Source organism: Streptomyces sp. PA03-1a (assembly GCF_033792805.1).
Taxonomy (GTDB): domain Bacteria; phylum Actinomycetota; class Actinomycetes; order Streptomycetales; family Streptomycetaceae; genus Actinacidiphila.
In genome coordinates this window covers 21,391-45,510 of record NZ_JARAVO010000031.1, presented here as the reverse complement: position 1 = coordinate 45,510, position 24,120 = coordinate 21,391, and the positions used below count along the sequence as shown (strand labels likewise).

Here is a 24,120-nt window from a genome sequence, read left to right as displayed (position 1 = left end):
GCCCAGAGCGAACAGCCGCCGTGCGGAGGGTCAGTGCTCGGCGCCGTGCAGCGGGAAGCCCGCGATGCCGCGCCAGGCCAGCGACGTCAGCAACTGCACCGCGGTCTCGCGGGGCATGGAGCTGCCGCTGGAGAGCCAGTAACGGGCCACGACCTGCGAGACGCCGCCGAGGCCGACGGCGAGCAGCATGGACTGCTCGGTGGTCAGCCCCGTGTCCTCGGCGATGACCTCGCTGATCGCCTCGGCGCACTGCAGCGCGACCTTGTCGACGCGCTCGCGGACGGCCGGCTCGTTGGTGAGGTCGGACTCGAAGACCAGGCGGAAGGCACCGCCCTCGTCCTCCACGTACGCGAAGTAGGCGTCCATGGTGGCCGCCACGCGCTGCTTGTTGTCGCTGGTGGAGGCCAGGGCGGTGCGCACCGCGTCCAGCAGGGCCTCGCAGTGCTGGTCCAGCAGGGCCAGGTAGAGCTCGAGCTTGCCGGGGAAGTGCTGGTAGAGCACGGGCTTGCTGACGCCCGCGCGCTCCGCGATGTCGTCCATCGCGGCGGCGTGGTAGCCCTGGGCGACGAACACCTCCTGGGCTGCGCCCAGCAGCTGGTTTCTCCGGGCCCGGCGCGGCAGGCGTGTGCCGCGAGGGCGCGCCTCAGTCTGCTCGATGGCTGTCACGCCGCCTCCCATGTGATGTCGTTCTGCGCTGCGGGTGCCATCGTACTTTTCGGTAGCGGGGGCATGCGCTGTGCGAACGCACATTCTCACCAAGTGGAACTCAGCGATAGTCGTCCTCGTCGAGTTCCACCACCCTGCGCTGCTCGGCCACGTCCGCCGGATCGGCGTCGTCGGGGCGTTCGGTGATCGGGACATCGCGGTGCTGCAGCAGTTCGAGGTGCTGTTCGGCGATGTCCGCCTCGGGCGCCTCGATGTCGGTCTCGGCATCCTCCAGGTCGTCGATGACGTCGTCGTCGAAGGTCTCGATGTCGTCGGACACGGGCACCTCCCGTCTGGTCGTGCGCTGCCGTCCCCCGCTGCTACCACTGTCCCCCTCTTTCCCCTTCTGCGAGCGTAGGAGACAGGGACGGGGTGTGCAGAGTGACGGATGGGGCGGAAAATCCCCACGACGCGTGTGAGTGCGAACACACGAGCGCACGCGTGATCACCTCGTAACATTGCCCCATGTCCTCGACGGAGTCGCCTGAAGCCGCGTTCGCCGCCGTGCCCGTACCGCCTTCGGGAGCCAGAGCCGGGGACGGGGAGACGGTGCGGACCGTGGCCTTGCCGGGCCGGACGCTGACCGTACGATCGCGGGCGGAGCAGGCCGAAGGGCTGCCGCCCGCGCTCTTCGTGCACGGCCTGGGCGGGTCGTCCTCCAACTGGTCGGCGCTGATGCGGCTGCTGGCGGACCGGGTGTCCTGCGAGGCCCTGGACCTGCCCGGTTTCGGGCACTCCCCGCCGCCGGACGACGGCAACTACTCGATCGGGGGGCACGCGCGCGCCGTCGTGCGCCTGCTGGAGGCTTCCGGGCGCGGGCCCGTGCACCTCTTCGGCAACTCGCTGGGGGGAGCCGTCGTCACCAAGGTCGCCGCGGCCCGGCCCGACCTGGTCCGCACCCTGACGCTGATCTCGCCCGCGCTGCCGGAGGTGCCGCCCCAGTACGGCGCCTGGCCGACCGCGTTCCTGGGGCTGCCGGGTGCGACCGCGCTGGTGGCCCGCGCCACCCGCGACTGGTCCGTGGAACGGCGGACCCGGCAGCTGCTGTGGCTCTGCTACGGCGACCCGTCGCAGGTCAGCGAGGAGTCCTTCGCCGAGCACGCCACGGAGTACGAGCGCCGGCTGGCGCTGCCGTACTTCTGGGACGCGCTGACCCGCTCGGCGCGCGGCATCGTGGACGCCTACACGCTGGGCGGCCAGCACAACCTGTGGCGGCAGGCCGAGCGGGTGCTCGCGCCGACACTGCTGGTGTACGGGGGCAAGGACAAGCTGGTGGCCCCCCGGATGGCGTACCGTGCCGCCCGGACGTTCCGTGACTCGCGGCTGCTGACGCTCCCCGACAGCGGGCACGTCGCGATGATGGAGCACCCCGATGCGGTGGAGCGGGCCTTCCGCGAACTGCTGGACGCCACGGACGCGCGGACGGATCACTGACTTCATGGGCAGGCACAGCGCACCGGGCGGCCGCGACGGCCGCCGCGACGACGTACCGGGCATAGCCGGCGGCAACTCGGGCACCGGCCGCCGCCGGCGTTCCGGCCCGGGGACGACGACCCCGCAGCGGCCGGGCGGACCGGGCCAGGTGCCCGGTGGTTCCGTGCCGGGCGGGCGGGACGGCTTCCGGCCCGGGGACGCCGGGCACGGTCACGACGACGTCCCGGGCCACTCCCACCCCGAGCACCGCGAGCACTCGGCCTGGGGCCGGGCCGGTTCCTGGGCCCCGCCGCGCACGCCGCGCGGGACCCGGCCCGCGGAGCTGGCGGACACCGCGCTCGGCACGGAGTACCCGGAGGACGACGACCCCCTCGACGCGGACCTCTTCACCGCGCCCCGAATACCGGGCTTCCCGCGCCAGCGCCGGGCGCCCGGCACGGGAGCCCGTGGCGGCCCCGGTCCACGGCGGGACTTCGTCGCGGCCTTCGACGCACCCTCCGCCACCACGGGACCCGGGGCACCCGTGGAGGGTGCCGCGGAGGCAGGGGAGAGCGACGGACAACCCGAACGGCCCAAGAAGGGCGTCAGGACTCGCGCGCTCAGCGGCGCCGGCGCCGCGGCGGTCGTGACGGTGCTGGCCGTCGTCGTCGCGGGCCAGATGGCCGCCGGAGGTGAGAAGCGTCACTCGTCCGCCGCCGCGGCACCGGGCGGCAGCCGGGGCACCGACGACTCCGCGTCCCGCTCCCAGGGCCGGGCGACCCCCTCGACCTCACCGTCCGCGGTCACCGCCCCGCTCACCTACGACCAGGCGATGGTCCGGCGCTACCCGCTCGACCAGGACCTGAGCCTGGCGGGGACGTTCCAGACCGTGGCCGGCCACGAGAAGGCCCCCGGCAAGGGCGAGCTGCTGCGCGTGCGGGTGGACGTCGAGAAGGGCCTGCCGCTGGACGGCCGGCTCTTCGCCGACGCGGTCTACAAGACGCTGAACGACAAGCGGAGTTGGGCGCACGCCGGGTCCCGCACCTTCGAGCGGGTCTCAACGGGCCCGGCCGACATCGTGATCACCCTGGCCAGTCCCGGTACCACGGCCACCTGGTGCGCGAAGTCCGGCCTGGACACGACGGTTGACAACGTGTCATGTGACGCGGCGTCGACTCCCCGGACGATGATCAACGCGTACCGCTGGGCGCAGGGGTCGGAGACCTACGGCCCGGACCGCATGCCCGCCTACCGCGAGATGCTGATCAACCACGAGGTCGGGCACCGGCTCGGCTACGACCATGTGCTCTGCCCCAAGCAGGGTGCCCTCGCCCCGGTGATGATGCAGCAGACGAAGTTCCTCTCCTACGGGGGCCTGACCTGCAAGCCCAACGCCTGGCCCTACCCCCGGGGCTAGCTTTTTGACATCGGGCGATTAATCGTTCAATGTTTTCGGCATGCCGCACAGCCCCGCCACAGACGCCGACGCCAGCATCGAGCTGGCGCTCATCGGCGTGGCCGGGCACAGCGTGGCCGACATCCTGTGTCGGCGCTCCACGGTGCCGGGCGCGTAAAGGGCACGTTCTTCCCTCCCGCCCCGGACCTTCCCGCCCGTGGGCACAGTGCTCGACATTCGATCGATCCTTCACGGCCTCCTCATGAGGCCGTCGCCGCTGCCTGCGGGCCTTCCCCAGCCCCGCCCTCTCCACCTCGCAGCCGCGAAAGGGATCTTCGATGTCTCACCTGTCCGTCACACCTCGCCGCCTCGCAGCGGCAGTCGTCGTCCTGGCGATCACCGGCGGCGCCGCCGCCTGCGGCCCGGAGGACAGCGGGGCCAAGGCGGCCGACGGCAAGCCGGCCAAGGGCGGCACGCTCTACGTCCTCAACCAGTCCCCGCAGGAGGACTTCGACCCGGCGCGGCTCTACACCTCCGGCGGCGGCAACGTCCCCGGCCTGGTCTTCCGCACGCTGACCACCCGCAACCGCGAGAACGGCGCGGACGGCGCGAAGGTCGTCCCCGACCTGGCCACCGACACCGGCACGCCCAACCAGGACGCCACCGTCTGGACGTACCACCTCAAGGACGGCCTGAAGTACGAGGACGGCAGCGCGATCACCACCGCCGACATCAAGTACGGCATCGAGCGCTCCTTCGCCGCCGAGCTGTCCGGCGGCGCCCCCTACCTGCGCGACTGGCTGGTCGGCGGCAAGGAGTACCAGGGCCCGTACAAGGACAAGGGCGGCCTGGCCTCCATCGAGACCCCGGACGCGAAGACCATCGTCTTCCACCTGAACAAGCCCGAGGGCGACTTCCCGTTCCTGGCCACCCAGACCTCCTTCGCCCCCGTGCCGAAGGCCAAGGACACCGGCACCAAGTACGAGAACCACCCGTTCTCCTCCGGCCCGTACAAGGTCGTCGGCAACGAGAACGACGGCGAGCACCTCGTCCTGGAGCGCAACACCCACTGGGACCCGAAGACCGACGAGGAGCGCAAGGCCTACCCGGACCGCATCGACGTCCGCTCCGGCCTCGACGCCGCCGTGATCAACCAGCGGCTGTCCTCCGGCTCGGGCAAGGACGCCGCCGCCGTCACCACCGACACCAACCTCACCGCCGCCGAACTCGCCAAGATCACCGGCGACAAGGAGCTCGCGGGCCGCGTCGGCACCGGGCACTTCGGCTACACCGACTACGTCTCCTTCAACCCGAAGGTGAAGCCGTTCGACGACCCCAAGGTGCGCCAGGCGATCTCCTACGCGGTCGACCGCAGCACCGTCGTCAACGCCCTCGGCGGCTCCTCGCTCGCCGAGCCGGCCACCACCTTCCTGCCCGCGCAGGAGTCCTTCGGCTACACCCCGTACGACGCGTTCCCGGCCGGCAAGAGCGGTGACGCCGCCAAGGCCAAGGAGCTGCTGAAGGAGGCCGGTTACCCGAACGGCCTGACCGTCACGCTGACCCACGACAGCAGCGGCGGCGACGAGCAGGGCCCGGAGGTCGCCACCGCGCTGCAGGACGCCCTGAAGAAGGCCGGCATCACCGTCAAGCTGGAGGGCCTGGAGTCCAGCGCCTACAGCGAGAAGATCCACGGCCTCAAGACCGAGCCGGGCTTCTTCCTCGCCGGCTGGGGCGCCGACTGGCCGTCCGGCGGCCCCTTCCTGGCCCCGATCTTCGACGGCCGGCAGATCGTCAAGGACGGCTACAACTTCAACAACGCCCAGCTCGACGACCCTGCCGTGAACCAGGAGATCGACGAGATCAACAAGCTCACCGACCTCAAGGCCGCCGCCGTGCGCTGGGGCGCCCTCGACAAGAAGATCGGCGAGCAGGCGCTGACCGTGCCGCTGGTCCACCCGGTCTACAAGCGCCTGTACGGCAAGGACGTCAAGAACGTCGTCATCAGCGACTGGACCGGCGTCCTCGACGTCTCGCAGGTCGCGGTCAAGTGACCACGACCGACGTGCTCGCCGCGCCCGGCAGCTCTGGCGGCGGCTGCGCGCCCAGCGCGCCGCCCTCGCCGGGGTCGCCGTGATCGCCCTGCTCGTCCTGGTGGCCCTCGCCGCCCCGCTGCTCGCCGCCCTGGAGGGGCAGGACCCGGACGCGTACCACGCCTCCGCCGTCGACTCCGCCCTCGGCGGCGTGCCGACCGGCTCCTTCGGCGGCGTCAGCGCCGACCACTGGCTCGGCGTCGAACCCGGCACCGGACGCGACCTGTTCGCCCGGCTCGTGTACGGCGCGCGGATCTCGCTCGGCATCGGCCTCGCCGCCACCGTCGTGCAGGTCGTCCTCGGGGTCGCGGTCGGCCTCGCCGCCGGTCTCGGCAACCGCTTCCTGGACAACCTGCTCAGCCGGACCACCGACGTCATGCTGGCGCTGCCCACCCTGGTCTTCTCCATCGCCCTGCTGGCGATCGTCCCCGCCGGCTTCCCGCGTCCGGTGCTGCTGGTCCTCGTCCTCGGCCTGCTCGGCTGGGGCGGCACCTCCCGCATCGTCCGGGCCCAGACCCTGAGCCTGAAGTCCCTCGACTACGTGGCCGCCGCCCGGCTCGGCGGCGCCGGCCGGTGGCGGATCGCGCGCCGCGAACTGCTGCCGTCGCTGGCCGCGCCCGTGGTGACCTACAGCGCGCTGCTGGTGCCCTCCAACATCGCGTCGGAGGCGGGACTGTCCTTCCTCGGCATCGGCGTCAAGCCGCCCACGCCCTCCTGGGGACAGATGCTCTCCTCCGCGACCACCTGGTACCAGGCCGATCCGACGTACGTGCTGCTGCCCGCCGGCCTGATCTTCGTCACCGTCCTCGCCTTCACCGCCCTCGGCGACGGCGTGCGCACCGCCCTGGACCCGCGCGCCGGCAGCCGCCTGCGGTCCCTGGCCCGCAGGCGCAAGGAGGCGCGGTCATGATCCTCCTCACCCGTTTCGCGCTGCGCCGGCTGCTGGCGGCCCTGCTGGTCCTGCTCGTGCTGAGCATCGCGGTCTACGCCCTCTTCTACGTCCTGCCCGGCGACCCGGCACGGCTGGCCTGCGGGCCGAAGTGCTCCGCCGACCAGGTCGCCCAGGTCCGCACCCAGCTGGGCCTGGACGACCCTGCCTACGCGCAGTACGCCCACTTCCTGCACGGCCTGTTCGCCGGCACCGACATCAGCACCGGTGTCGGCACCGAGCACTGCGGCGCACCGTGCCTGGGCTTCTCGTACCAGAGCGGCGAGCAGGTGACCTCCCTGCTCGCCCAGCGGCTGCCGGCCACCGCCTCGCTCTCGCTGGGCGCGATGGTGCTGTGGCTGGTCATCGGCGTCGGCACCGGGGTGCTCTCGGCGCTGCGACACGGCGGGCTCACCGAACGGCTGCTGACCGGGCTCACCCTCGCCGGCAACGCCGTGCCCGTCTTCATCATCGGCATCCTGCTGATGCTGCTGTTCGTCTCGGTGCTGGGCTGGCTGCCCTTCCCGTCCTACGTCCCGCTGACCGAGGACCCCGAGCAGTGGGCGTGGAACCTGGTGCTGCCCTGGCTCTCCCTGGCCATCCTGGAGAGCGCCAAGTACGCCCGGCTGACCCGCAGTTCCATGCTGGACACGCTCGCCGAGGACCATGTGCGCACCTTCCGCGCCTACGGCGTCCGCGAGCGTTCCGTCATCGGACGGCACGCCCTGCGCGGCGCCCTGCCGCCGGTCATCGCACTGACCGCGCTGGACCTGGGGACGATGTTCGGCGGCGCGGTGCTCACCGAGTCGCTCTTCGGCATCCCCGGGCTCGGCAAGAGCCTGGTGGACTCGGTGAAGACCGAGGACCTGCCGGTCGTGGTCGGACTGGTACTGGTCACCGGCTTCTTCGTGGTCCTCGCCAACGCCCTCGCGGACGTCCTGTACGCGGTGGCCGACCGACGGGTGGTGCTGGCATGACGTCACGGCTGATCGAGGTCGAGGACCTCACGGTCGACTTCCCCACCGGCACGGGCACCGTCCGGGCCGTGGACGGGCTCTCCTTCTCCCTGGAGCAGGGCGGCGCCCTCGGCGTCGTCGGCGAGTCCGGCAGCGGCAAGAGCGCCACCGCCTTCACCCTGCTGGGACTGCACCGCGGCAGCGGTGCGCGGATCGGCGGCTCGGTGCGGGTGGCCGGCGTCGACGTCCTGACCGCGGGAGAGAAGGAACTGCGCGGGCTGCGCGGCGGGCTCGCGGCAATGGTCTTCCAGGACCCGCTGTCCTCGCTCGACCCGTACTTCGCGATCGGCGACCAGATCGCCGAGGTGTACCGGGTCCACCACCCCAAGGCCTCCCGGCGGGCGGCCCGCGCGCGGGCGGTCGAGGTGCTCGACCGGGTCGGCATCGCCGACGCACCGAGGCGGGCCCGCTTCCGGCCGCACGAGTTCAGCGGCGGCATGCGCCAGCGGGCGCTCATCGCCATGGCGCTCGCGTGCGAGCCGCGGCTGCTCGTCGCGGACGAACCGACGACGGCCCTCGACGTCACCGTGCAGGCGCAGATCCTCGACCTGCTCGGCGAACTGCGGCAGGAGACCGGCATGGGGCTGCTGCTGGTCACCCACGACCTGGGCGTGGTGGCCGGGAGCGTCGACGAGGTCCTGGTGATGAAGGACGGCCGTACCGTGGAGCGCGGGCCGGTCGGCACCGTGCTGGGCGCACCGCAGCAGCCGTACACGCGGGACCTGGTGGCCGCGGTCCCGCGGGTGGAGACGGCGAAGCCGCGCGGCGCGGCCGTGGGCGAGGTCCTCCTCGAAGCCATCGGCGTGCGGCGGGAGTTCGGCGGGCGCGGCTCCCGGGTCGCGGCGGTCGACGGCGTCTCGCTGACCGTGCGCGCGGGCGAGACGCTCGGCGTCGTCGGGGAGAGCGGCAGCGGCAAGACCACGCTCGGGCGGATGCTCGTGGGGCTCCTGGAGCCCACGGGCGGCGAGCTGCGGCGCCCGGGTGTGCGTCCCGGCCCGGGCACGCCGGGACTGCAGATGGTGTTCCAGGACCCGGTGTCCTCGCTCAACCCGCGGCGCAGCATCGGCGAGTCCATCGCGGACCCGCTGCGGACGGCCGGCGTGCTCGACGACGCCGCGGTCGTCGCCCGCGTGCGGGAACTGCTGGAACGGGTCGGGCTCGACCCCGACTGGTACCACCGCTATCCGCACGAGTTCAGCGGCGGTCAGCGGCAGCGCGTCGGCATCGCCCGGGCGCTGGCGCCCGAGCCCCGGCTGATCGTCTGCGACGAGCCGGTGTCGGCGCTCGACGTCACGACGCAGGCGCAGGTCATCCGGCTGCTGGGCGAGTTGCAGCGCGAGCTGGGACTCGCACTGGTCTTCATCGCCCACGACCTGGCCGTGGTGCGCCAGGTCAGCGACAACGTCGCGGTCATGCGGGCGGGCCGGGTCGTGGAGTACGGGCCCGCCGGGCGGGTCTACGAGGCGCCGGAGCACGAGTACACCAAGGGGCTGCTGGCGGCGGTCCCGGTGCTCGACCCGCAGGAGTCCGCCGCGCGGCGCGCCGCCCGGCGCCACGCACTGGCGGCCACCGCCTGACGCGCCGGGGTGCGCCCGGCCCGGTCGGACGGGCGCGCCCCGCCCCGCCGTGCCGCGCGGCGGTCAGGCGGGGTCCTCGCGCCCGGGCCACAGCTCCACGTCATGGGCGGCCACGGCCGCACGGACGCGCTCCAGTACCACGTGCGCGGGCAGCGGCGGAAGGCGGCGGCCGTCGCGGAGCCGCAGGGCGACGTGCGCGTCCGCGGCCTCCTTCGGGCCGATGACGGCCTGGTAGGGGACGAGGCGGGCCTCCCGGACGCGCGCCCCGAGGGTGCCGCGGTCCGGTGCGCGCAGGTCCGCGCGCAGGCCCAGGCCGAGGCACCGACCTACCAGCGCCTCGGCCTCGGGCAGCTCCGCCTCCGACACCGGCAGGACGACCACCTGGGTGGGCGCGAGCCACGGGGGGAACGCTCCGCCGTGCTGCTCGACCAGGTGCGCCACGGCCCGCTCCACGCTGCCGACGACGCTGCGGTGCACCATGACCGGACGGTGCTTCGCGCCGTCCGCGCCGATGTAGTGCAGCCCGAACTGCCGGGGCTGGTGGAAGTCGATCTGCACGGTGGACAAGGTGGCCTCGCGGCCCGCGCCGTCGGCGACCTGGACGTCGATCTTGGGGCCGTAGAACGCGGCCTCGCCCTCCGCCGCCTCGTAGGGCAGCCCCGAGCGGTCCAGGACCTCGGTCAGCAGGGCGGTGGAGCGTTCCCACAGCTCGGGCTCGGCGACGTACTTGCCGCCGGGCCCGGGGAGGGAGAGCCGGTGACGGGCAGGGGTGATGCCCAGGGCGCGGTACGCCCGGCCGATCATCCCCAGGGCGGCGGCGGCCTCGTCGGCGACCTGGTCGAGGGTGCAGAAGATGTGCGCGTCGTTGAGCTGGATGGCCCGTACGCGGGTGAGCCCGCCGAGCACGCCGGACAGCTCGGAGCGGTACATGCCGCCCAGCTCGGCCATGCGCAGCGGCAGTTCGCGGTGGCTGCGCGGGCGCGAGCGGTAGATCAGCGCGTGGTGGGGACACAGGCTCGGCCGCAGCACGACCTGCTCGCCGCCGAGGTCCATCGGCGGGAACATGTCGTCGCTGTAGTGCGCCCAGTGCCCGGAGATCTCGTACAGCTCGCGTTTGCCGAGCACGGGTGAGTACACGTGGCGGTAGCCCGCCCGGCGTTCGGCCTCGCGGACGTACTCCTCCAGGGCGTGCCGGACGGCGGCGCCGTCCGGCAGCCAGTAGGGCAGTCCCGCGCCGATCAGCGGGTCGGTGTCGAACAGGCCGAGCTCGCGGCCGAGTCTGCGGTGGTCGTGCACGGCGGTCTCCTCGCGGACGGCGGGCGAATGACCGCAAGCGGAAGCCCCGGGCACTCGCCCGGGGCTTCCTCATGACAGGGGTCAGCGCGCCGGGACACTCTCCGGCGTCGTCGTGATGGCAGCGCGCTTCATACCGGTGACGATAACAGCCACGGCCGGCGCCCGCGCGGGATTCGCACCGCGCCCCGCCCGCCCGGGGACCACCCGGTGAACGTCTACCCGGTCACAACGCACAACGCTGGGGAAAGTTACGTCTCTTCACCCCTTTCGGTGGCACGGCGGACAACCGTCCGTCGTGCCCCCACTTCGCCGGAATACGGTCATCGCGCCCGAACGGACCGGTGCGGAGAGGGGGCAGACGTGCGTATCGCATTACTCGCGGAGGGTGGTTATCCGTACGCCCGGGGTGAGGGGGGCGCCTGGGTCGACCGGCTCGTGCGCGGGCTCCCCGGGCACGAGTTCGCGGTGTACGCGCTCGGCAGGAACGAACGGGCCGGGACGGCGGGGCTGCCGGCGCTGCCGCCGCAGGTGCGGGACGTGCGCGTGCTGCCGCTGTGGGGGCCGGCGCCGGGGCCCGGGGGCGTGCCGGGCAAGGCGCGCCGGCGGCGGGCGCAGGCGCTGGAGCAGTACCGCGACCTCGTCGGCGTGCTGGCGGGCGACGCCGGGGCCAATGGCGTGGCGGACCGTTTCGCCTCCGCGCTCTACGGCCTCGCCGAACTCGCCCGCGAGGACGGTGGCGTCCCGGCGCTGCTGCGCTCCGAGCACGCGGTGCGCGTGCTGGAGGAGGTCTGCCGGGCGCCCGGCGCGCGACCCCTCGTCGGGGAGGCGGGGGTGGGCGATCTCCTGCTCGCGGCCGACCAGTTGGAGCGCGCGCTGCGGCCGCTGGCCGCGCCCTGGTACGACGAGTTCGGCGACGCGCTGGCCACCGCCGACCTCTGCCACGCCGTGACCGGCGGCACCGCCCTGCTGCCCGCTCTCCTGGCCAAACGGTTCTTCGGCACGCCGCTGCTGGTGACCGAGTACGGCGTGCGGCTGCGCGAGACCCTGCTGCTGCACCGCGCCGCGGGACTGTCCGCCCCGGTACGCGCCCTGCTCGCCGCCTTCCACCGCCACCTCGCGGGCGAGGCGTACCGCCGGGCCGCCCTGGTCACCCCCGGCAACGCCCACGCGCGCCGCTGGCAGGAGCACTGCGGCGCCGAGCGGGACCGCGTGCGTACGGTCTACCCCGGCTACCACGGGCCCGTACCCGAGCCCCCGGCCGACGCCGAGGGCGGCGAGCCGGCGCTGGTGTGGGTCGGCCGGGTCGACCCCGGCAAGGACCTGGTCGGGCTGCTGCACGCCTTCGGGGAGGTGCGCAAGGAGGAACCCGGAGCGCGGCTGCGCGTCGTCCGCGCCGGCGAGGGCGACCCCGCGTACCTGGAGCAGTGCCGCTCCCTGGCGGCGCAGCTCTTCCCCGACGAGGCGGCCGACGCCGTCACCGCGGGCGAGAACCCGGTCTCCTTCGAGGAGCTCGGCTCGCCGGGCGCCCCGGCGCTCCCCGACGCCTACGCGGCCGGGGACGTGGTCGTCCTCTCCAGCGTCGTCGAGGGCTTCCCGGTCACCCTGGTCGAGGCCATGTTCTGCGGCCGGGCCACCGTCTCCACGGACGTCGGCGCCGTACGGGAGGTCATCGGCGGGACCGGCCTGGTCGTGCCCCCGCGCAACCCGAAGGCGCTCGCCGAGGCCTGCGTCGCCCTGCTGCGCGACCCCGAGCGCCGGCAGCGGCTGGGCGCCGCCGCACGCGAACGCGCCCTGGAGCTCTTCACCGTCGAGCGGAACCTGGCCGCGTTCCGGGAGATCTACCTCGACCTGGTCGCCCACGCGCCCGGCCGTCAGGCCCCGCTGCGCGACCCGGACGGCACCCCCGTCCCCTTCGGCAGGCCCGCCGAATCCCGTGTCCCCGGCCACTGGACGGCCACACCGGCCTGGGCGCTCGCCGCCCGTGAGCCGGCGTACGCCGGAGCCGAGAGGCGGGAACGCGCATGAGCCACGTGCAGGAGACCGAAGCCGGCGCCCGCAGGGGCGGCCCCCGCAAACGCGGCCCCGCCGACCCCGTCCGCGCCCTGATGCACCGTCACCGGCAGCTGTGCGCCGAGGCGGTGGACCCGCTGGAGATCGTGGCCGGACTGGAGGCGCAGGGCGTCACCGACCGCGTCGCGGCGGGCTTCCGGCACCGCGACGTCTTCTCCCTCGCCGAGGAGCTCTACGCCCGGGTGCCCCGCGCCACCGCCCCGCCTGCCGCGGGCCGGCCGGCGGACCGCCCCGCCCTGCTGCTCACCCTCGCCCCGGGCGCCGTCTGTGCCGCCGCCGGCGCGGCGCTGCGCTGGCTGCCGCCGGTCACGGTGGTCGCGGTGGCCGTGCCGCTGCTCCTGCTCGTGCTCCTCGCCGCCCTGCGCCGCGGACCGCTGAGGGCGCCGTACGGCACGGGTCCGGCCGGTGCGGTGTGGAGCTGCTGGCTGGTGGGGTTCGGGCTGTACGGGCCACGCGCCGTCGACGGCTTCGCCGGGGGCGTGCTGCCCGCCGCGGACGCCGCCGAGCTGACCGCGCTCGCGCTCTCCCTCGCGCCGGCCGCCTGGTGCGCCCACCGCTTCGCGGTGCGCTCCCGCGGGCACCTGCTGCGCAGCCGCAGCCTGGAGGAGTTCGGTGGTGCCGTGCGGCCGTTGCTGGCGGGCACGCTCGCGCTCTTCCTCGCCTTGGTGCTCGCGCTGCTGTGCGCCGCCCGGGCCGTGGCGGGCGCCCCGCTCACCCCCGCCGCGCTCGCCGGGCCCGCGGCGCTCGCCCTGCTGCTGTTCACCGCCCGTCTGCTCGCGGTGCACGGCCACCCCGACCCGGCGGCCATCGGCACCGGGCTCGCCTGCGCCACCGAGGCCGTGGCCCTGGCCGCGGCCCTGCTGAACCGGTTCCCCCTCCCGCCGGCCGCCGTCCCCGCGCTGGCCTGCGCGGCCGCCGCCCTGGCGCTGGCGGCCCACGCCCTGACCACCCTCTCGCGTGCGTCGGCGCACACGGCCGCGGCGGCGCCGCGATGAGCGGCCGGCGGCCGGGGCGGCCCGGCACACCCCGCAGTTCCGTAGAAGAAGCCAAGGAGCCATTCACGATGACCCACCCGCACCCCCGACCACGGCGAGCGCAGCGGAGGCGCTCGCTATGAGAGTCCTCCTCCTGGGCGCCAACGGATTCGTCGGCCGTCACGTGGCCGAACGGCTGCTGGCCGACCCCGCCGTGCAGCTGACCGCCCTCGGCCGCAGCGACGACGCGGACGTGCGCTTCGACCTGTCGTCCGGCAGTCCCGGCGCGCTGGCGCGCTTCATGGACGCCGTCCACCCCGGGGTCGTCGTCAACTGCGCGGGCGCCACCCGCGGCGGGGCGCGCGAACTCACACGGCACAACACGATCGCGGTCGCCTCCGTGTGCGAGGCGATGCGCCGCAGCGCCACCTCCGCCCGGCTGGTCCAGGTGGGCTGTGCCGCGGAGTACGGGCCCTCGCCCACCGGTTCCTCGACGGCCGAGGACGCCGTGCCCCGGCCGGGCGGTCCGTACGGGGTCAGCAAGCTCGCCGCGACGGAACTGGTGCTCGGCTCCGGGCTCGACGCCGTCGTGCTGCGGGTCTTCACCCCGGTCGGGCCGGGGACGCCCACCGCCTCGCCGATCGGGCGGCTCGCGGAGGCGATGCGCCGGGCCATGCAGACCGGCGACGGCGAGCTGAAGCTGACCGGACTCGGCGTGCAGCGGGACTTCGTGGACGTGCGCGACGTGGCCCGCGCCGTGCACGCGGCCTCGCTCTCCGCCGCCCAGGGCCTGGTCAACATCGGCACGGGCCACGCCGTACCGCTGCGCGAGGTGGCCGCGGCCCTGGCCAACGCCGCGGGCTACGCGGGCGCCCTCCACGAGGTCGAGGACCCGCACCTGATGGCGAACGGCACCGGCCACCCCCACTACCCGGACGGCTGCGGCGCCTGGCAGCAGGCCGACATCCGCACCGCCCGCGACCGCCTCGGCTGGCGCCCGCGCATCGCCCTCGAGGAATCCCTCGCCGACGTCTGGATGGAGGCGGCATGCCGCGTGTGACACCGATCGGCCTGCGCAGGCCGATCGACCGTTGCGACGGACTGGGCTTCGGGGTCCCCGCGTACGCGCACCCGCTGGTCGCCCCGGGCGAATGGGCCGAACTGGCCCGCCCCGAGGCGCCGATGCACTGGGTGGTGCTCAACGTGGCGCGGGGCCCCGGCGCCCGGATCGACCCGCTCTACACGCAGGCGTGCGCCCGGCTGCGCGACGCGGCCGTGCCGGTGCTCGGGTACCTGGACACCCGGCACGGGGCGCGTCCCTTCGGCCAACTGGTCGCCGACGCGCACCGCTTCCTCGACTGGTACCGGGTCGACGGCTTCTACCTCGACCGTGCCCCGACCACGAGTTCGGAGCTGTCCGACTGCCGCCGGGTGATCACCACCCTGCGCGCGCTGCTGACGGTGGAGGGCGGCAGCACCGGGCATGTGGTGCTCGGTCACGGCTGCCATCCGTACGAGGGCTACGCCGAAGCCGCCGACCAACTGGTGACCTTCGCCGGGCCGTGGATGCAGTACCGCTGGTCGGAGGCCCCGGAGTGGACGGCCGCGTACCCGCCGGAGCGTTTCTGCCACCTGGTGCACGGCGTCCCGGCCCCGCACCTGGAGAACGCCATGCGGATCGCCCGCTGGCAGGGCGCGGCGACGGTCTACTTCACCGACCGCACCGATCACGCGGCCTGGGACGGCCTGCCGGGCTACTGGGACGAGGCCTCGCGCATGCTCCGCCGCCAGCCGCCGCCCAGCATGTGACCCACATCAGTCTCGCCCCTCGGGACGGCGGTCTCGGAATGAAGAAGGGCGTGGCAGTGTTACGGGAATAACCACCGTAGTGATCGATCGACAAACGGAGTCCCCGTGTCGCTGCCACCCCTGGTCGAGCCGGCCGCCGAGCTCACCGTCGACGAGGTCCGCAGGTACTCCCGCCACCTGATCATCCCCGACGTGGGGATGGACGGGCAGAAGCGGCTGAAGAACGCCAAGGTGCTCTGTGTGGGCGCCGGCGGTCTCGGTTCGCCCGCCCTGATGTACCTGGCCGCCGCCGGGGTGGGCACGCTCGGCATCGTGGAGTTCGACGAGGTCGACGAGTCCAACCTGCAGCGCCAGATCATCCACAGCCAGGCGGACATCGGCCGCTCCAAGGCGGAGTCCGCCCGCGACAGCGTCAAGGGCATCAACCCCTACGTCAACGTGGTCCTTCACGAGGAGCGGCTCGAGGCCGACAACGTGATGGACATCTTCAGCCAGTACGACCTGATCGTCGACGGCACGGACAACTTCGCGACCCGCTACCTGGTCAACGACGCGTGCGTGCTGCTGAACAAGCCGTACGTCTGGGGCTCCATCTACCGCTTCGACGGCCAGGCGTCGGTCTTCTGGTCCGAGCACGGCCCCTGCTACCGCTGCCTGTACCCCGAGCCCCCGCCGCCGGGCATGGTGCCCTCCTGCGCCGAGGGCGGTGTCCTGGGCGTGCTGTGCGCGTCCATCGGCTCCATCCAGGTCACCGAGGCCATCAAGGTCCTCACCGGCACCGGCGAGCCGCTCGTCGGCCGCCTGATGATCTACGACGCCCTGGAGATGCAGTACCGCCAGGTCAAGGTCCGCAAGGACCCGGACTGCGCGGTCTGCGGCGAGAACCCGACCGTCACCGAGCTCATCGACTACGAGGCCTTCTGCGGCGTCGTCTCCGAGGAGGCGCAGGAGGCGGCGATGGGGTCGACGATCACTCCCAAGCAGCTCAAGGAGTGGATCGACGACGGTGAGAACATCGACATCATCGACGTCCGCGAGCCCAACGAGTACGAGATCGTCTCGATCCCGGGTGCGCGTCTGATCCCCAAGAACGAGTTCCTCATGGGCAACGCCCTCCAGGACCTCCCCCAGGACAAGAAGATCGTCCTGCACTGCAAGACCGGCGTCCGCTCCGCCGAGGTCCTCGCCGTCCTGAAGTCCGCGGGCTTCTCCGACGCGGTCCACGTCGGCGGCGGCGTCATCGGCTGGGTCAACACGATCGAGCCCGACAAGCCGGTGTACTGACCGACAGGTGAGGCGAAGGCCCGCGGCGTCCGACCGGTTCGGACGCCGCGGGCCTTCGCTGTCCCCGCGGGCCGGACGTCACGGACCTGCCGGCGCGGCCCCGGCCGGCCCCGGGCCGGTGGACCGCGAACGGACCGGCGCGAGCAGGGACTTCCAGGAGCGGTGCCGCTTGAAGGGCAGCTCGAAGACCCGGGCGAACAGCCACGCCACCAGCAGCGAGACGGGCAACGCCACTACGAGGGTGAACCAGAACGTGGGCAGCCCGGGGGAGACGAACCTGGGGGCGACGCGCCTGATGACGGTCATGACGACGGGCAGGTGCACGAGGTAGAGGCTGTACGAGAAGTCGCCCAGGACACGGACGGGGCGTGCGGTCAGGAGCCTGAGCAGGAAGGCGGGCCTTCCGGTGGCGACCGCGGCGATCAGCATCGTCATGGCGGGCGCGACGGCGAGATCCACCCAGAAGTAGTGGTCCACCGTCCAGACCCGGCCCTTGACGGCGGCGAGCGCCACGACCGGCACGGCGGCCAGGACGGCGAACCAGTGCCACGGCAGGCGCCGGACCCGGGCCGACGCGACGACGATCCACGCGCCCGCCAGACCGGCGACGAACACCGGGGCGAGATGCGGGGTGAGCCAGTTGTCCCCCTCCACCGGGGTCGCGTGCGCGGCCATCAGGCCCCGGGCGACGACCAGGAGCGTCACGCCCGCGACCAGGACCACGGCCCCCAGCCGCCGCCGGACGAACAGCAGGAGCGGGAAGAGGAGGTAGAGCTCCGCCTCCACGCCGATCGACCAGAACGTGCCGTTCGGCGTCGGCGCGGTGAACACGTCCTGGGCGACCAGCCCGTACACCAGGACCGTCGCGCCGGTGGGCAGCCCGAAGTGCGAGGCCGGCACCACGAAGAAGGCGACGAGCAGGCTCAGCGCGAGCGCCGCCCAGTACGGGGGGAGGATGCGCCAGGCCCGGCGCCGCAGGAAACGGGCGGCACCGCCCAGCCGCCAGCCGTCGCGCGCCGGGGAGATGGCCAGGGAGAACCCCGACAGCACCAGGAAGAAGACGACGGCGAGACGGCCGTACATCAGCCCGTCCAGCCACCGGGGGGCCGAACTGTCGGGATACCCCGGGAACGTGTACAGCCAGCAGTGGAACAGGAGTACGTACAGTGCGGCCAGGCCGCGCAGGCCTTCGAGGCCCGGCACTTCCTGCCGGCCGTGCGCCGTGCCGGCGCTGCTGACGGGGCGGCTCGCGTCCAAGGGGATCGTTCGGCCCTTTCCCTCCACGTCGGCGACCTGGTGCCACCCACGGTGACAGGTACGTCGCGTTCGGCCGAGCGGTTCAACGGGCGGCGCACGCCGCCGTCCGGGTCACTGCACGCCGTTGCGGATGACGTCCGGGCGGTTGGTGATGATGCCGTCGGCGCCCAGGGCCGCCATGCGGACGGCGGTGGTGAGGTCGTCGACCGTCCACGCGTTCACGCGCAGCGGCTTGCCGTCGGGGCCCTTCGTGCCGTGGACCGCCTGCACGTAGGCGTAGGTGACGTCCTTCTCGTCCGGGTTGATCTGGTCGGCGAAGGCCGCGTACTCCTTCAGCTGTGAGACCGGCGGGCTGCCCAGGAAGCCGGTCTCGACGGCAGGGCGCAGTGCGTGGGTGCGGCGCAGGGCGTCGGCGCTGAAGCTCTGGATGACCAGGCGGCCGGAGAGGTGGGCCCGGTCGAGCCAGCCGGCCTTCTCGAGGGTGTCGACGGTCTGCTTCTCGATGCCGGGGTAGAGCTCGGGCTGCTTGAGCTCCAGCAGCAGGCCCTGCTGGTCGCGGTCGAGGAGGGTCAGGTACTCCTGGAGGGTGGGGACGCGTTCGCCGCGGAAGCGGGGGGCGAACCAGCTGCCGGCGTCGAGCCGGCGGATCTCGGCGAGCGTGAAGTCGGCGACGCGCCAGGGGGAGCGGTCCGGGAAGACCTGCTCGACGTCGGTGGTGCGGTTCAGCGTCGCGTCGTGGATCACCACCAGGGCCCCGTCCTTGGTGCGCTGGACGTCGTTCTCGATCCACTTGATGTGCTGCTCGTTGGCCTTGCGCACGGCCGCCAGGGTGTTCTCGGGGGCCTCGGTGGACGCGCCCCGGTGGGCGAAGACCGTGGGGGAGGAGGGGTCCGCGGGGGCCGCGTGGGCCGGCATGGTGACGAACGCGGAGGCTCCCAGCAGGGCGACGGCCGTGGCGGTACGGGCGAGGTGCTGGTGCATGCGTACTCCTCACGACGGCGCGGGTCCCCTCCCCGACCGAGGGTCGCAGCCCGTACCCGGACACGGCAGTGCACGGCATGACAAACGGGTGAATATCGTCATCCCGTTCCCCCGCCAGGGTGGCACGGATGACGTCCGGCCGCAGGTCCTGAGGCCCACCCGGGTGGCGGCCGCCCGACAACGGGCCGCGGGGCCGCCCGGGGCGCCGCTGCGGGCACCCCGGGCGGCCCCGCCGTCACGGAGCGTGAGGTTCTGTGTGAGGTTCCGGGCCGGGTCCCGGGATCAGCGGTGGCGGCCCTCCACCATCGCCTCCAGCGTGTCCCGGTGCAGGATCAGCGCGTCCGGGTCGGCCGGCATCTCGCGCTCCCCGAAGTGCACCTGGCGGTGACCGATCCGCAGCATCACGATCGCGTGCCGCAGCGCGGCGTACAGGAGGTGGAAGTCCAGGTGGCCCGGGGTGTGCCCGGTGAGCTCCGCGTAGGTCGCCGCGACGCGGTCGCGGTCGAGGAAGTCCGGCATGCCGGGGAAGCCGGCGGAGACGGTGAGGTCCTGGAAGAAGCGGTGCAGGTACACCAGCCAGGCGAGATCCAGTTCCCGGGGGCCGGCGGAGGCCATCTCCCAGTCGAGGACGGCGACGGGGGCGAAGTCAGCGTCGTAGACGATGTTGCCGATCCTGGCGTCGCCCCAGCTGAGCACGGACGGGCCGGGGTCGGCGGGCCAGTGCTTCTCCAGCCACGCGAAGGCCCGCTCGATGACGGGGGAGGGCGCCAGCCCGTCCACGACCCACTCGTAGTAGGCGCGTTGGGCGTCGACGTGCGCGCGCAGCGTCCCCTCGCCGGGGACGGTGTGGAGTTCGGCGAGGACGCGCACCGTCGAACGCTCCAGCCGCGCCCGGTCCTGTTCGGAGGCGTCGAAGAGCCAGTTGCCGCCGTAGGTGTAGGGCATGACGTCCGGCGGGACGCGCCCCGGGACGCGCTCCATGACGAAGAAGGGCGCGCCGAGCGGCCCCGGGTCGGGCTCCAGCCACAGCAGTTCGGGCACGGGGACGCGGGTGCGCGTGGCGACCGTCCGGATGACGCGGTACTGCGCGGCCATGTCGTACGTCGGGAAGACGGTGTAGGCGTCGGGGTCGCCGGCCAGCCGCAGCACGCAGGGGCGGATGCGCTGGCGCGCGGTGCCCTCCGGATGGGGGACGGCCAGGTCGAACAGGACGGTCTCGCTGGACAGGCCGTTCGCGGAGGGGGCGTGCACCGCGCGGCTGTGGGCGCCGGGGTGCTTCGCGGCCAGCCACTCGTCGAGGCGGCTGCGCAGCAGTCGGGGATCGCGGGTGGTGGTGCGCACCGTTGTCACATGGCCTCCTGACCGGTGAAGCCGCTCGGGGTGTGGCGGCCGAAGCTGCCGTGCTCAAAGATGCCGTAGCCGACCCGGCCGTCCCAGGCGAAACGCGCGGCGTGGTCGGTGACTCCGTACGCGGCCGGCGCCATGACCGCCGGATCCGTCAGGTCGTACGCACGGCGGTCGAGCCATCCGCGGCCCTTCCACTCGCCGTGCTGCCAGTCGCGGGCGGGCGGGTAGCCGGCCCCGACGGCGAGCGGGCTGGAGACCAGCACCTCGGCCTCGATCTTCCCGCCGTCGAGGTGGACGACGGCGGTGACCGGGGTGCGGGTGCCCGCCCGGTAGGTGATGCCGACCTGGGCCCGGCCCAGTTGCCGGTCCGGGCCGTGCTCGGTGATCTGCAGGGCCTCGTCCAGGGAGCGGTAGCCGTCGGCGTCCTCCTGGGCGATCACCATGACGAAGCGGTCGTCGAACCGGATCGGTATCCACAGCCAGTGGAAACCTTGCGGGCGGTGTTCCTCCTCGGCCCGTCCCGGGGCCTCGCCGGGCACCGGGCGCACACCCCAGCTGCGGTCCCGGGTGGCCGTCCAGCGGCCGCGTTCCACGCGGATCTCCTCGCCGTCGCCGGTGCGGACCACGCCGTGGCAGGTGCCGGCCTGGACGAAGCGGCTGGCCTCCAGGAAGAGCCGGCCGCCCCGGTACTGGGCGTGGTGCGGCTCCTCGACGGCAGGGAACGCGGCCTCCCATTCCAGGTCGTACGAGAGGAACTCGTCGTCGCAGGTCAGCCGGAGCCTGCGGAGCGGTTCCAGGACGTCGATGCGCAGCGGCCCGACCTGCTGCCGCATGCGGTCCTCGCCGAGCGCGTCCGAGGCGCGCACCGCGAGCATGCCGGTGCCGCGCGTCAGGGTCGCGTAGGCGTCGGTGACGCCGAGGTTGGGATGGACGCCGAGGCCGGTGACGAGCAGGGCCCGGCCCTCGTGGTCGAAGAAGTGGAAGATCGAACGGTCGTAGGCGTTGCGGTCACCGGTCGCGACGTGGCGCATGGAACGGGCGATCTGATGGACCGGATACTCGTCCAGGGGCACGGGTCGAGGCGCGGGCATGCGCCTGATGATGCGTCAGCGCGGTCGCGGTGGGAAGGGGTCGTGCCGCGGCGTCCTGCCGCGCCGTCAGTCCCCGCCGGCGTCGCCGTCCGGCGTGCGCCTGGCCCGGCTCGGCTGCACCCGCAGCGGCTCCCCGGGCATCTTGGGGTGGTCCGGCGGGTACGGCATGTCACCCAGCCCGCGGTCGTGCTCGTCGCGTTCGGCCAGTTCCAGGACGGAGTCCAGCCGGAAGGCGTGCTCCTCCATGCCGGCGTGGACGTCGCCCAGCTCGGCGTAGCGCGCGGGCATGGTGACCAGGTCGAAGTCCCGCGGGTGCGCCTGCGGCACCTCCTCCCAGCGCAGCGGCGCGGAGACCGGGGCGTGCGGCTTGGGCCGTACGGAGTAGGCGGAGGCGATGGTGCGGTCGCGCGCGGTCTGGTTGTAGTCGACGAAGATCTTCTCGCCGCGCTCCTCCTTCCACCACGCGCTGGTGACCTGCCCGGGCATCCGACGTTCCATCTCCCGGGCGATGGCGATGGCGGCCCGCCGCACCCCGGTGAACGTCCACTCGGGCTCGATGGGCACGAAGACGTGCAGGCCCCGCCCGCCGGAGGTCTTGGGCCAGCCGCGCAGGCCCAGCTCCTCCAGCAGCCCGCGCAGTTCGCCGGCGACGCGCACGGCGTCGGCGAAGTCGGTGCCCGGCTGCGGGTCCAGGTCGATGCGCAGTTCGTCCGGGTGGTCGAGGTCGCCGCGCCGGACCGGCCACGGGTGGAAGGTGAGGCAGCCGAGGTTGGCGCCCCAGACGACCGCGGCCACCTCGGTCGGGCAGATCTCGTCGGCGTGGCGGCCGGAGGGGAAGCGGATGCGGCCGGTGGGGATCCAGTCCGGGGTGTTCTTCGGCGCGCGCTTCTGGAAGAACGACTCGCCCTCGACCCCGTCCGGGTAACGCTCCATCGTCGTCGGCCGGTCGCGCAGCGCCCGCAGGACGCCGTCGCCGACCGTGAGGTAGTAGCGGGCCACGTCCAGCTTGGTGAAGCCCGGTTCCGGGAAGTACACCTTCCCCGGGTTCGAGATCCGGACCGTCCGCTCGCCGACGGTCAGCTCGACCGCCTCTGCCATGCCGTCACCGCCTCTCCCGTCCCCGACACGGTAGGCCCGACGGGCGGGCGGCGCCCGTCGGGCGGAGAATCGCGGCATGGACCTGCCGGTGATGCCGCCCGTGAAGCCGATGCTCGCCAAGTCCGCCACCGAGATCCCGCCCGGCATGCTGTACGAGGGCAAGTGGGACGGGTTCCGCGCCATCGTCTTCCGCGACGGCGCCGAGGTGGAGATCGGCAGCCGCACCGGCAAGTCCCTGACGCGCTACTTCCCGGAGGTCGTCGAGGCGGTCCGTGCGCAACTGCCGCCGCGCACCGTCGTCGACGGGGAGATCGTCATCGCCGGCGAGGGCCGGCTGGACTTCGACGCCCTGCTGGAGCGCATCCACCCCGCCGACTCGCGCGTGCGGCAGCTCGCCGAACGCACCCCCGCCTCGCTCGTCGCCTTCGACCTGCTGGCGCTCGGCGACCGCTCCTTGATGGCGGACCCGCAGACCTGGCGCCGCCAGGCCCTGGTCGACGCGCTCGGCACGGCACGGCCACCGGTCCACGTCGCCCCCGCCACCACCGACATCGAGCTGGCCCGGCGGTGGTTCGAGCAGTACGAGGGCGCGGGACTGGACGGCGTCGTCGCCAAGCCCCCGGACGTCGGCTACCGCCCCGACGAACGCGTCATGATCAAGGTGAAGCACGAGCGCACCGCCGACTGCGTGCTGGCCGGCTTCCGCTGGCACAAGTCCGGTCCCGTCGTCGGCTCCCTCCTGCTCGGCCTGCACGACGCCGCCGGCCGGCTCCAGCACGTCGGGGTCTGCGCCTCCTTCGCGATGCGCCGGCGCGAGGAACTCGTCGCCGAACTGGAGCCGCTGCGCATGGAGTCCGCCGAGGGCCACCCCTGGGCCGACTGGGCCGAGGTGGGGGCACACCCGGCGAAGCCAGGGGGAGAGCCCGGCGGCCGCATGCCCGGGGCCCAGAGCCGCTGGAGCGCGGGGAAGGACCTGTCCTGGATCCCGCTGCGGCCCGAGCGGGTCCTGGAGGTCGCGTACGACCACATGCAGGGCGACCGCTTCCGGCACACCGCCCGGTTCCGCCGCTGGCGGCCCGACCGCGACCCCGCCGGCTGCACCTATGCGCAGCTGGAGGAACCGGTCGGCTACGACCTCGGCGACATCCTGCGGTGAGGCCCCGCAACCCGCACCGGGGCGAGCCGCAGCCGCAGCGGCGGCCGCAGCAACCGCCCCTCCGGGCCGGCGGGCAGGGCGGGCTCCGCGGGGCGTGCACCGGCCTGCGCGTAGGCGGCGAACCAGACCACGACGTCCTCGCCGGTGCGCACGGGCAGCGCCGGGAAGCCGTTGGCCGCGTGCTCGGTGCGGTGCACGGCGCGGGCGCAGTCCGGGGGCGCGAAGCCGGACGGGTCGGCGGGGTGGCAGACGGTCGCGACGACCAGCCCGGTGTCGTCCGGCACGCGGTAACCGGGGCCGCGCAGCAGCAGGACGTCGTCGGAGTCGGTCATGGTCGCGTTGGCCTCCTCGCGGTGCGCCCGCCAGACGGGGCCGTCGTAGAAGGCGTGCAGGGCGCGGGTCCTGGCCGCCATGTCGGGGAAGGCCCGCATCCATACGAACCGGTCCGGGTCGTCCAGGTCGCGGAACCGGCCGCCGACCCGGATCCCGGCGGCCTCCTGACCGGTGACGAACTCGCGCTCGAACAGCTCGACCAGGGTGTCCCGGGCGCCGGGGCGCAGGGTGTACTGCCGCAACTCGACGATGTGCGTGGTGTCCATGACCGGGGACCGTAGGGGCGGCCCACTGACATC

21 protein-coding genes and 1 pseudogene are annotated in these 24,120 nt (G+C 73.5%); 13 read left to right on the top strand and 9 right to left on the bottom strand.

Annotation, left to right across the window (positions count from 1 at the left end; translation table 11 throughout):
* Positions 1 to 30: 30 nt before the first annotated feature.
* A complete protein-coding gene (locus tag PV341_RS09685) occupies positions 31 to 666 on the bottom strand; it encodes a TetR/AcrR family transcriptional regulator (RefSeq protein ID WP_499513807.1) in 636 nt (211 codons plus the stop codon).
* A 100-nt stretch (positions 667 to 766) separates the two neighbouring features.
* Complete coding sequence (locus tag PV341_RS09680; protein WP_499513808.1) at positions 767 to 985, bottom strand: hypothetical protein; 219 nt, start codon at positions 983 to 985, stop codon at positions 767 to 769.
* A 185-nt stretch (positions 986 to 1,170) separates the two neighbouring features.
* Here PV341_RS09680 and PV341_RS09675 point away from each other — a divergent pair, with 185 nt between their 5' ends.
* From PV341_RS09675 to PV341_RS09645, 7 genes and pseudogenes are all read left to right on the top strand, one after another.
* The gene (locus tag PV341_RS09675; protein WP_500327969.1) at positions 1,171 to 2,139 is read left to right on the top strand and encodes an alpha/beta fold hydrolase; all 969 of its coding nucleotides are present in this window, start codon (positions 1,171 to 1,173) and stop codon (positions 2,137 to 2,139) included.
* A 4-nt stretch (positions 2,140 to 2,143) separates the two neighbouring features.
* Positions 2,144 to 3,535: a DUF3152 domain-containing protein gene (locus PV341_RS09670; RefSeq protein ID WP_500357377.1), complete on the top strand. Its 1,392-nt coding sequence runs from the start codon at positions 2,144 to 2,146 to the stop codon at positions 3,533 to 3,535.
* Positions 3,536 to 3,575: 40 nt separating this feature from the next.
* Positions 3,576 to 3,692: an Ms4533A family Cys-rich leader peptide gene (locus PV341_RS09665; protein WP_500357375.1), complete on the top strand. Its 117-nt coding sequence runs from the start codon at positions 3,576 to 3,578 to the stop codon at positions 3,690 to 3,692.
* Between the two features lie 160 nt (positions 3,693 to 3,852).
* Positions 3,853 to 5,565 carry an ABC transporter substrate-binding protein gene (locus tag PV341_RS09660; protein ID WP_500357373.1) on the top strand — a complete coding sequence of 571 codons (1,713 nt, stop codon included), beginning with the start codon at positions 3,853 to 3,855 and terminating at the stop codon, positions 5,563 to 5,565.
* A gap of 22 nt (positions 5,566 to 5,587) precedes the next feature.
* Positions 5,588 to 6,514: pseudogene (locus tag PV341_RS09655) on the top strand (ABC transporter permease); the annotation flags it as partial.
* Positions 6,511 to 7,509: an ABC transporter permease gene (locus tag PV341_RS09650; RefSeq protein WP_500327963.1), complete on the top strand. Its 999-nt coding sequence runs from the start codon at positions 6,511 to 6,513 to the stop codon at positions 7,507 to 7,509. The pseudogene PV341_RS09655 and the gene PV341_RS09650, both read left to right, overlap by 4 nt.
* A complete protein-coding gene (locus PV341_RS09645) occupies positions 7,506 to 9,125 on the top strand; it encodes a dipeptide ABC transporter ATP-binding protein (RefSeq protein ID WP_500357372.1) in 1,620 nt (539 codons plus the stop codon). Before PV341_RS09650 ends, PV341_RS09645 begins: the two co-directional genes overlap by 4 nt.
* Positions 9,126 to 9,188: 63 nt before the next feature.
* Here the strand turns inward: PV341_RS09645 and thrS are convergent, their stop codons facing one another.
* Positions 9,189 to 10,475: a threonine--tRNA ligase gene (gene thrS / locus PV341_RS09640; RefSeq protein WP_500327961.1), complete on the bottom strand. Its 1,287-nt coding sequence runs from the start codon at positions 10,473 to 10,475 to the stop codon at positions 9,189 to 9,191.
* A 306-nt stretch (positions 10,476 to 10,781) separates the two neighbouring features.
* Between thrS and pelF the strand changes: the two genes are divergently transcribed.
* The 5 genes from pelF to moeZ all read left to right on the top strand — a co-directional run bounded on the left by pelF (position 10,782) and on the right by moeZ (position 16,558).
* Positions 10,782 to 12,446, top strand: a complete 1,665-nt coding sequence (gene pelF, locus PV341_RS09635; protein WP_500327960.1) for a GT4 family glycosyltransferase PelF — start codon at positions 10,782 to 10,784, stop codon at positions 12,444 to 12,446.
* Positions 12,443 to 13,486, top strand: coding sequence for a hypothetical protein (locus PV341_RS09630; RefSeq protein WP_500327958.1), 1,044 nt, complete (start codon positions 12,443 to 12,445; stop codon positions 13,484 to 13,486). Before pelF ends, PV341_RS09630 begins: the two co-directional genes overlap by 4 nt.
* A 118-nt stretch (positions 13,487 to 13,604) precedes the next feature.
* Entirely contained in the window at positions 13,605 to 14,525 is a 921-nt protein-coding gene (locus tag PV341_RS09625) for an NAD-dependent epimerase/dehydratase family protein (protein ID WP_500357371.1), read from the top strand.
* The gene (locus PV341_RS09620; RefSeq protein WP_500357369.1) at positions 14,513 to 15,274 is read left to right on the top strand and encodes a spherulation-specific family 4 protein; all 762 of its coding nucleotides are present in this window, start codon (positions 14,513 to 14,515) and stop codon (positions 15,272 to 15,274) included. Before PV341_RS09625 ends, PV341_RS09620 begins: the two co-directional genes overlap by 13 nt.
* Before the next feature lie 105 nt (positions 15,275 to 15,379).
* Complete coding sequence (gene moeZ, locus PV341_RS09615; RefSeq protein WP_499513820.1) at positions 15,380 to 16,558, top strand: adenylyltransferase/sulfurtransferase MoeZ; 1,179 nt, start codon at positions 15,380 to 15,382, stop codon at positions 16,556 to 16,558.
* Positions 16,559 to 16,636: 78 nt separating this feature from the next.
* Here moeZ and PV341_RS09610 read toward each other — a convergent pair whose 3' ends face one another.
* The 5 genes from PV341_RS09610 to ligD all read right to left on the bottom strand — a co-directional run bounded on the left by PV341_RS09610 (position 16,637) and on the right by ligD (position 22,332).
* The gene (locus PV341_RS09610) at positions 16,637 to 17,815 is read right to left on the bottom strand and encodes an acyltransferase family protein (protein ID WP_500357367.1); all 1,179 of its coding nucleotides are present in this window, start codon (positions 17,813 to 17,815) and stop codon (positions 16,637 to 16,639) included.
* Positions 17,816 to 17,926: 111 nt separating this feature from the next.
* On the bottom strand, positions 17,927 to 18,796 hold the full coding sequence (locus PV341_RS09605) for a glycerophosphodiester phosphodiesterase (RefSeq protein ID WP_500327953.1): 870 nt from the start codon (positions 18,794 to 18,796) through the stop codon (positions 17,927 to 17,929).
* A gap of 282 nt (positions 18,797 to 19,078) precedes the next feature.
* Positions 19,079 to 20,146, bottom strand: coding sequence for a phosphotransferase family protein (locus tag PV341_RS09600; protein WP_500327952.1), 1,068 nt, complete (start codon positions 20,144 to 20,146; stop codon positions 19,079 to 19,081).
* The gene (locus PV341_RS09595) at positions 20,143 to 21,234 is read right to left on the bottom strand and encodes an Rv3169 family protein (RefSeq protein WP_500357365.1); all 1,092 of its coding nucleotides are present in this window, start codon (positions 21,232 to 21,234) and stop codon (positions 20,143 to 20,145) included. Before PV341_RS09595 ends, PV341_RS09600 begins: the two co-directional genes overlap by 4 nt.
* Positions 21,235 to 21,300: 66 nt before the next feature.
* A complete protein-coding gene (ligD, locus tag PV341_RS09590; protein ID WP_500327950.1) occupies positions 21,301 to 22,332 on the bottom strand; it encodes a non-homologous end-joining DNA ligase in 1,032 nt (343 codons plus the stop codon).
* Positions 22,333 to 22,408: 76 nt separating this feature from the next.
* On the opposite strand from ligD, the gene PV341_RS09585 reads away from it, so the two are divergent.
* The gene (locus PV341_RS09585; protein ID WP_500327949.1) at positions 22,409 to 23,488 is read left to right on the top strand and encodes an ATP-dependent DNA ligase; all 1,080 of its coding nucleotides are present in this window, start codon (positions 22,409 to 22,411) and stop codon (positions 23,486 to 23,488) included.
* On the opposite strand, the gene PV341_RS09580 is transcribed toward PV341_RS09585, so the two are convergent.
* Complete coding sequence (locus PV341_RS09580; RefSeq protein ID WP_500357363.1) at positions 23,461 to 24,087, bottom strand: NIPSNAP family protein; 627 nt, start codon at positions 24,085 to 24,087, stop codon at positions 23,461 to 23,463. The genes PV341_RS09585 and PV341_RS09580 overlap by 28 nt on opposite strands.
* Between the last annotated feature and the right edge of the window lie 33 nt (positions 24,088 to 24,120).

Bases quoted from the DNA above. Each gene is read 5' to 3' on its own strand.
- ligD (WP_500327950.1), bottom strand. From the start codon at position 22,332: ATGGCAGAGGCGGTCGAGCTGACCGTCGGCGAGCGGACGGTCCGGATC.
- PV341_RS09645 (WP_500357372.1), top strand. From the start codon at position 7,506: ATGACGTCACGGCTGATCGAGGTCGAGGACCTCACGGTCGACTTCCCC.
- PV341_RS09580 (WP_500357363.1), bottom strand. From the start codon at position 24,087: ATGGACACCACGCACATCGTCGAGTTGCGGCAGTACACCCTGCGCCCC.
- PV341_RS09620 (WP_500357369.1), top strand. From the start codon at position 14,513: ATGCCGCGTGTGACACCGATCGGCCTGCGCAGGCCGATCGACCGTTGC.
- PV341_RS09605 (WP_500327953.1), bottom strand. From the start codon at position 18,796: ATGCACCAGCACCTCGCCCGTACCGCCACGGCCGTCGCCCTGCTGGGA.
- PV341_RS09675 (WP_500327969.1), top strand. From the start codon at position 1,171: ATGTCCTCGACGGAGTCGCCTGAAGCCGCGTTCGCCGCCGTGCCCGTA.
- PV341_RS09660 (WP_500357373.1), top strand. From the start codon at position 3,853: ATGTCTCACCTGTCCGTCACACCTCGCCGCCTCGCAGCGGCAGTCGTC.
- PV341_RS09625 (WP_500357371.1), top strand. From the start codon at position 13,605: ATGAGAGTCCTCCTCCTGGGCGCCAACGGATTCGTCGGCCGTCACGTG.
- PV341_RS09670 (WP_500357377.1), top strand. From the start codon at position 2,144: ATGGGCAGGCACAGCGCACCGGGCGGCCGCGACGGCCGCCGCGACGAC.
- PV341_RS09595 (WP_500357365.1), bottom strand. From the start codon at position 21,234: ATGCCCGCGCCTCGACCCGTGCCCCTGGACGAGTATCCGGTCCATCAG.
- PV341_RS09665 (WP_500357375.1), top strand. From the start codon at position 3,576: ATGCCGCACAGCCCCGCCACAGACGCCGACGCCAGCATCGAGCTGGCG.
- PV341_RS09630 (WP_500327958.1), top strand. From the start codon at position 12,443: ATGAGCCACGTGCAGGAGACCGAAGCCGGCGCCCGCAGGGGCGGCCCC.
- PV341_RS09650 (WP_500327963.1), top strand. From the start codon at position 6,511: ATGATCCTCCTCACCCGTTTCGCGCTGCGCCGGCTGCTGGCGGCCCTG.
- PV341_RS09585 (WP_500327949.1), top strand. From the start codon at position 22,409: ATGGACCTGCCGGTGATGCCGCCCGTGAAGCCGATGCTCGCCAAGTCC.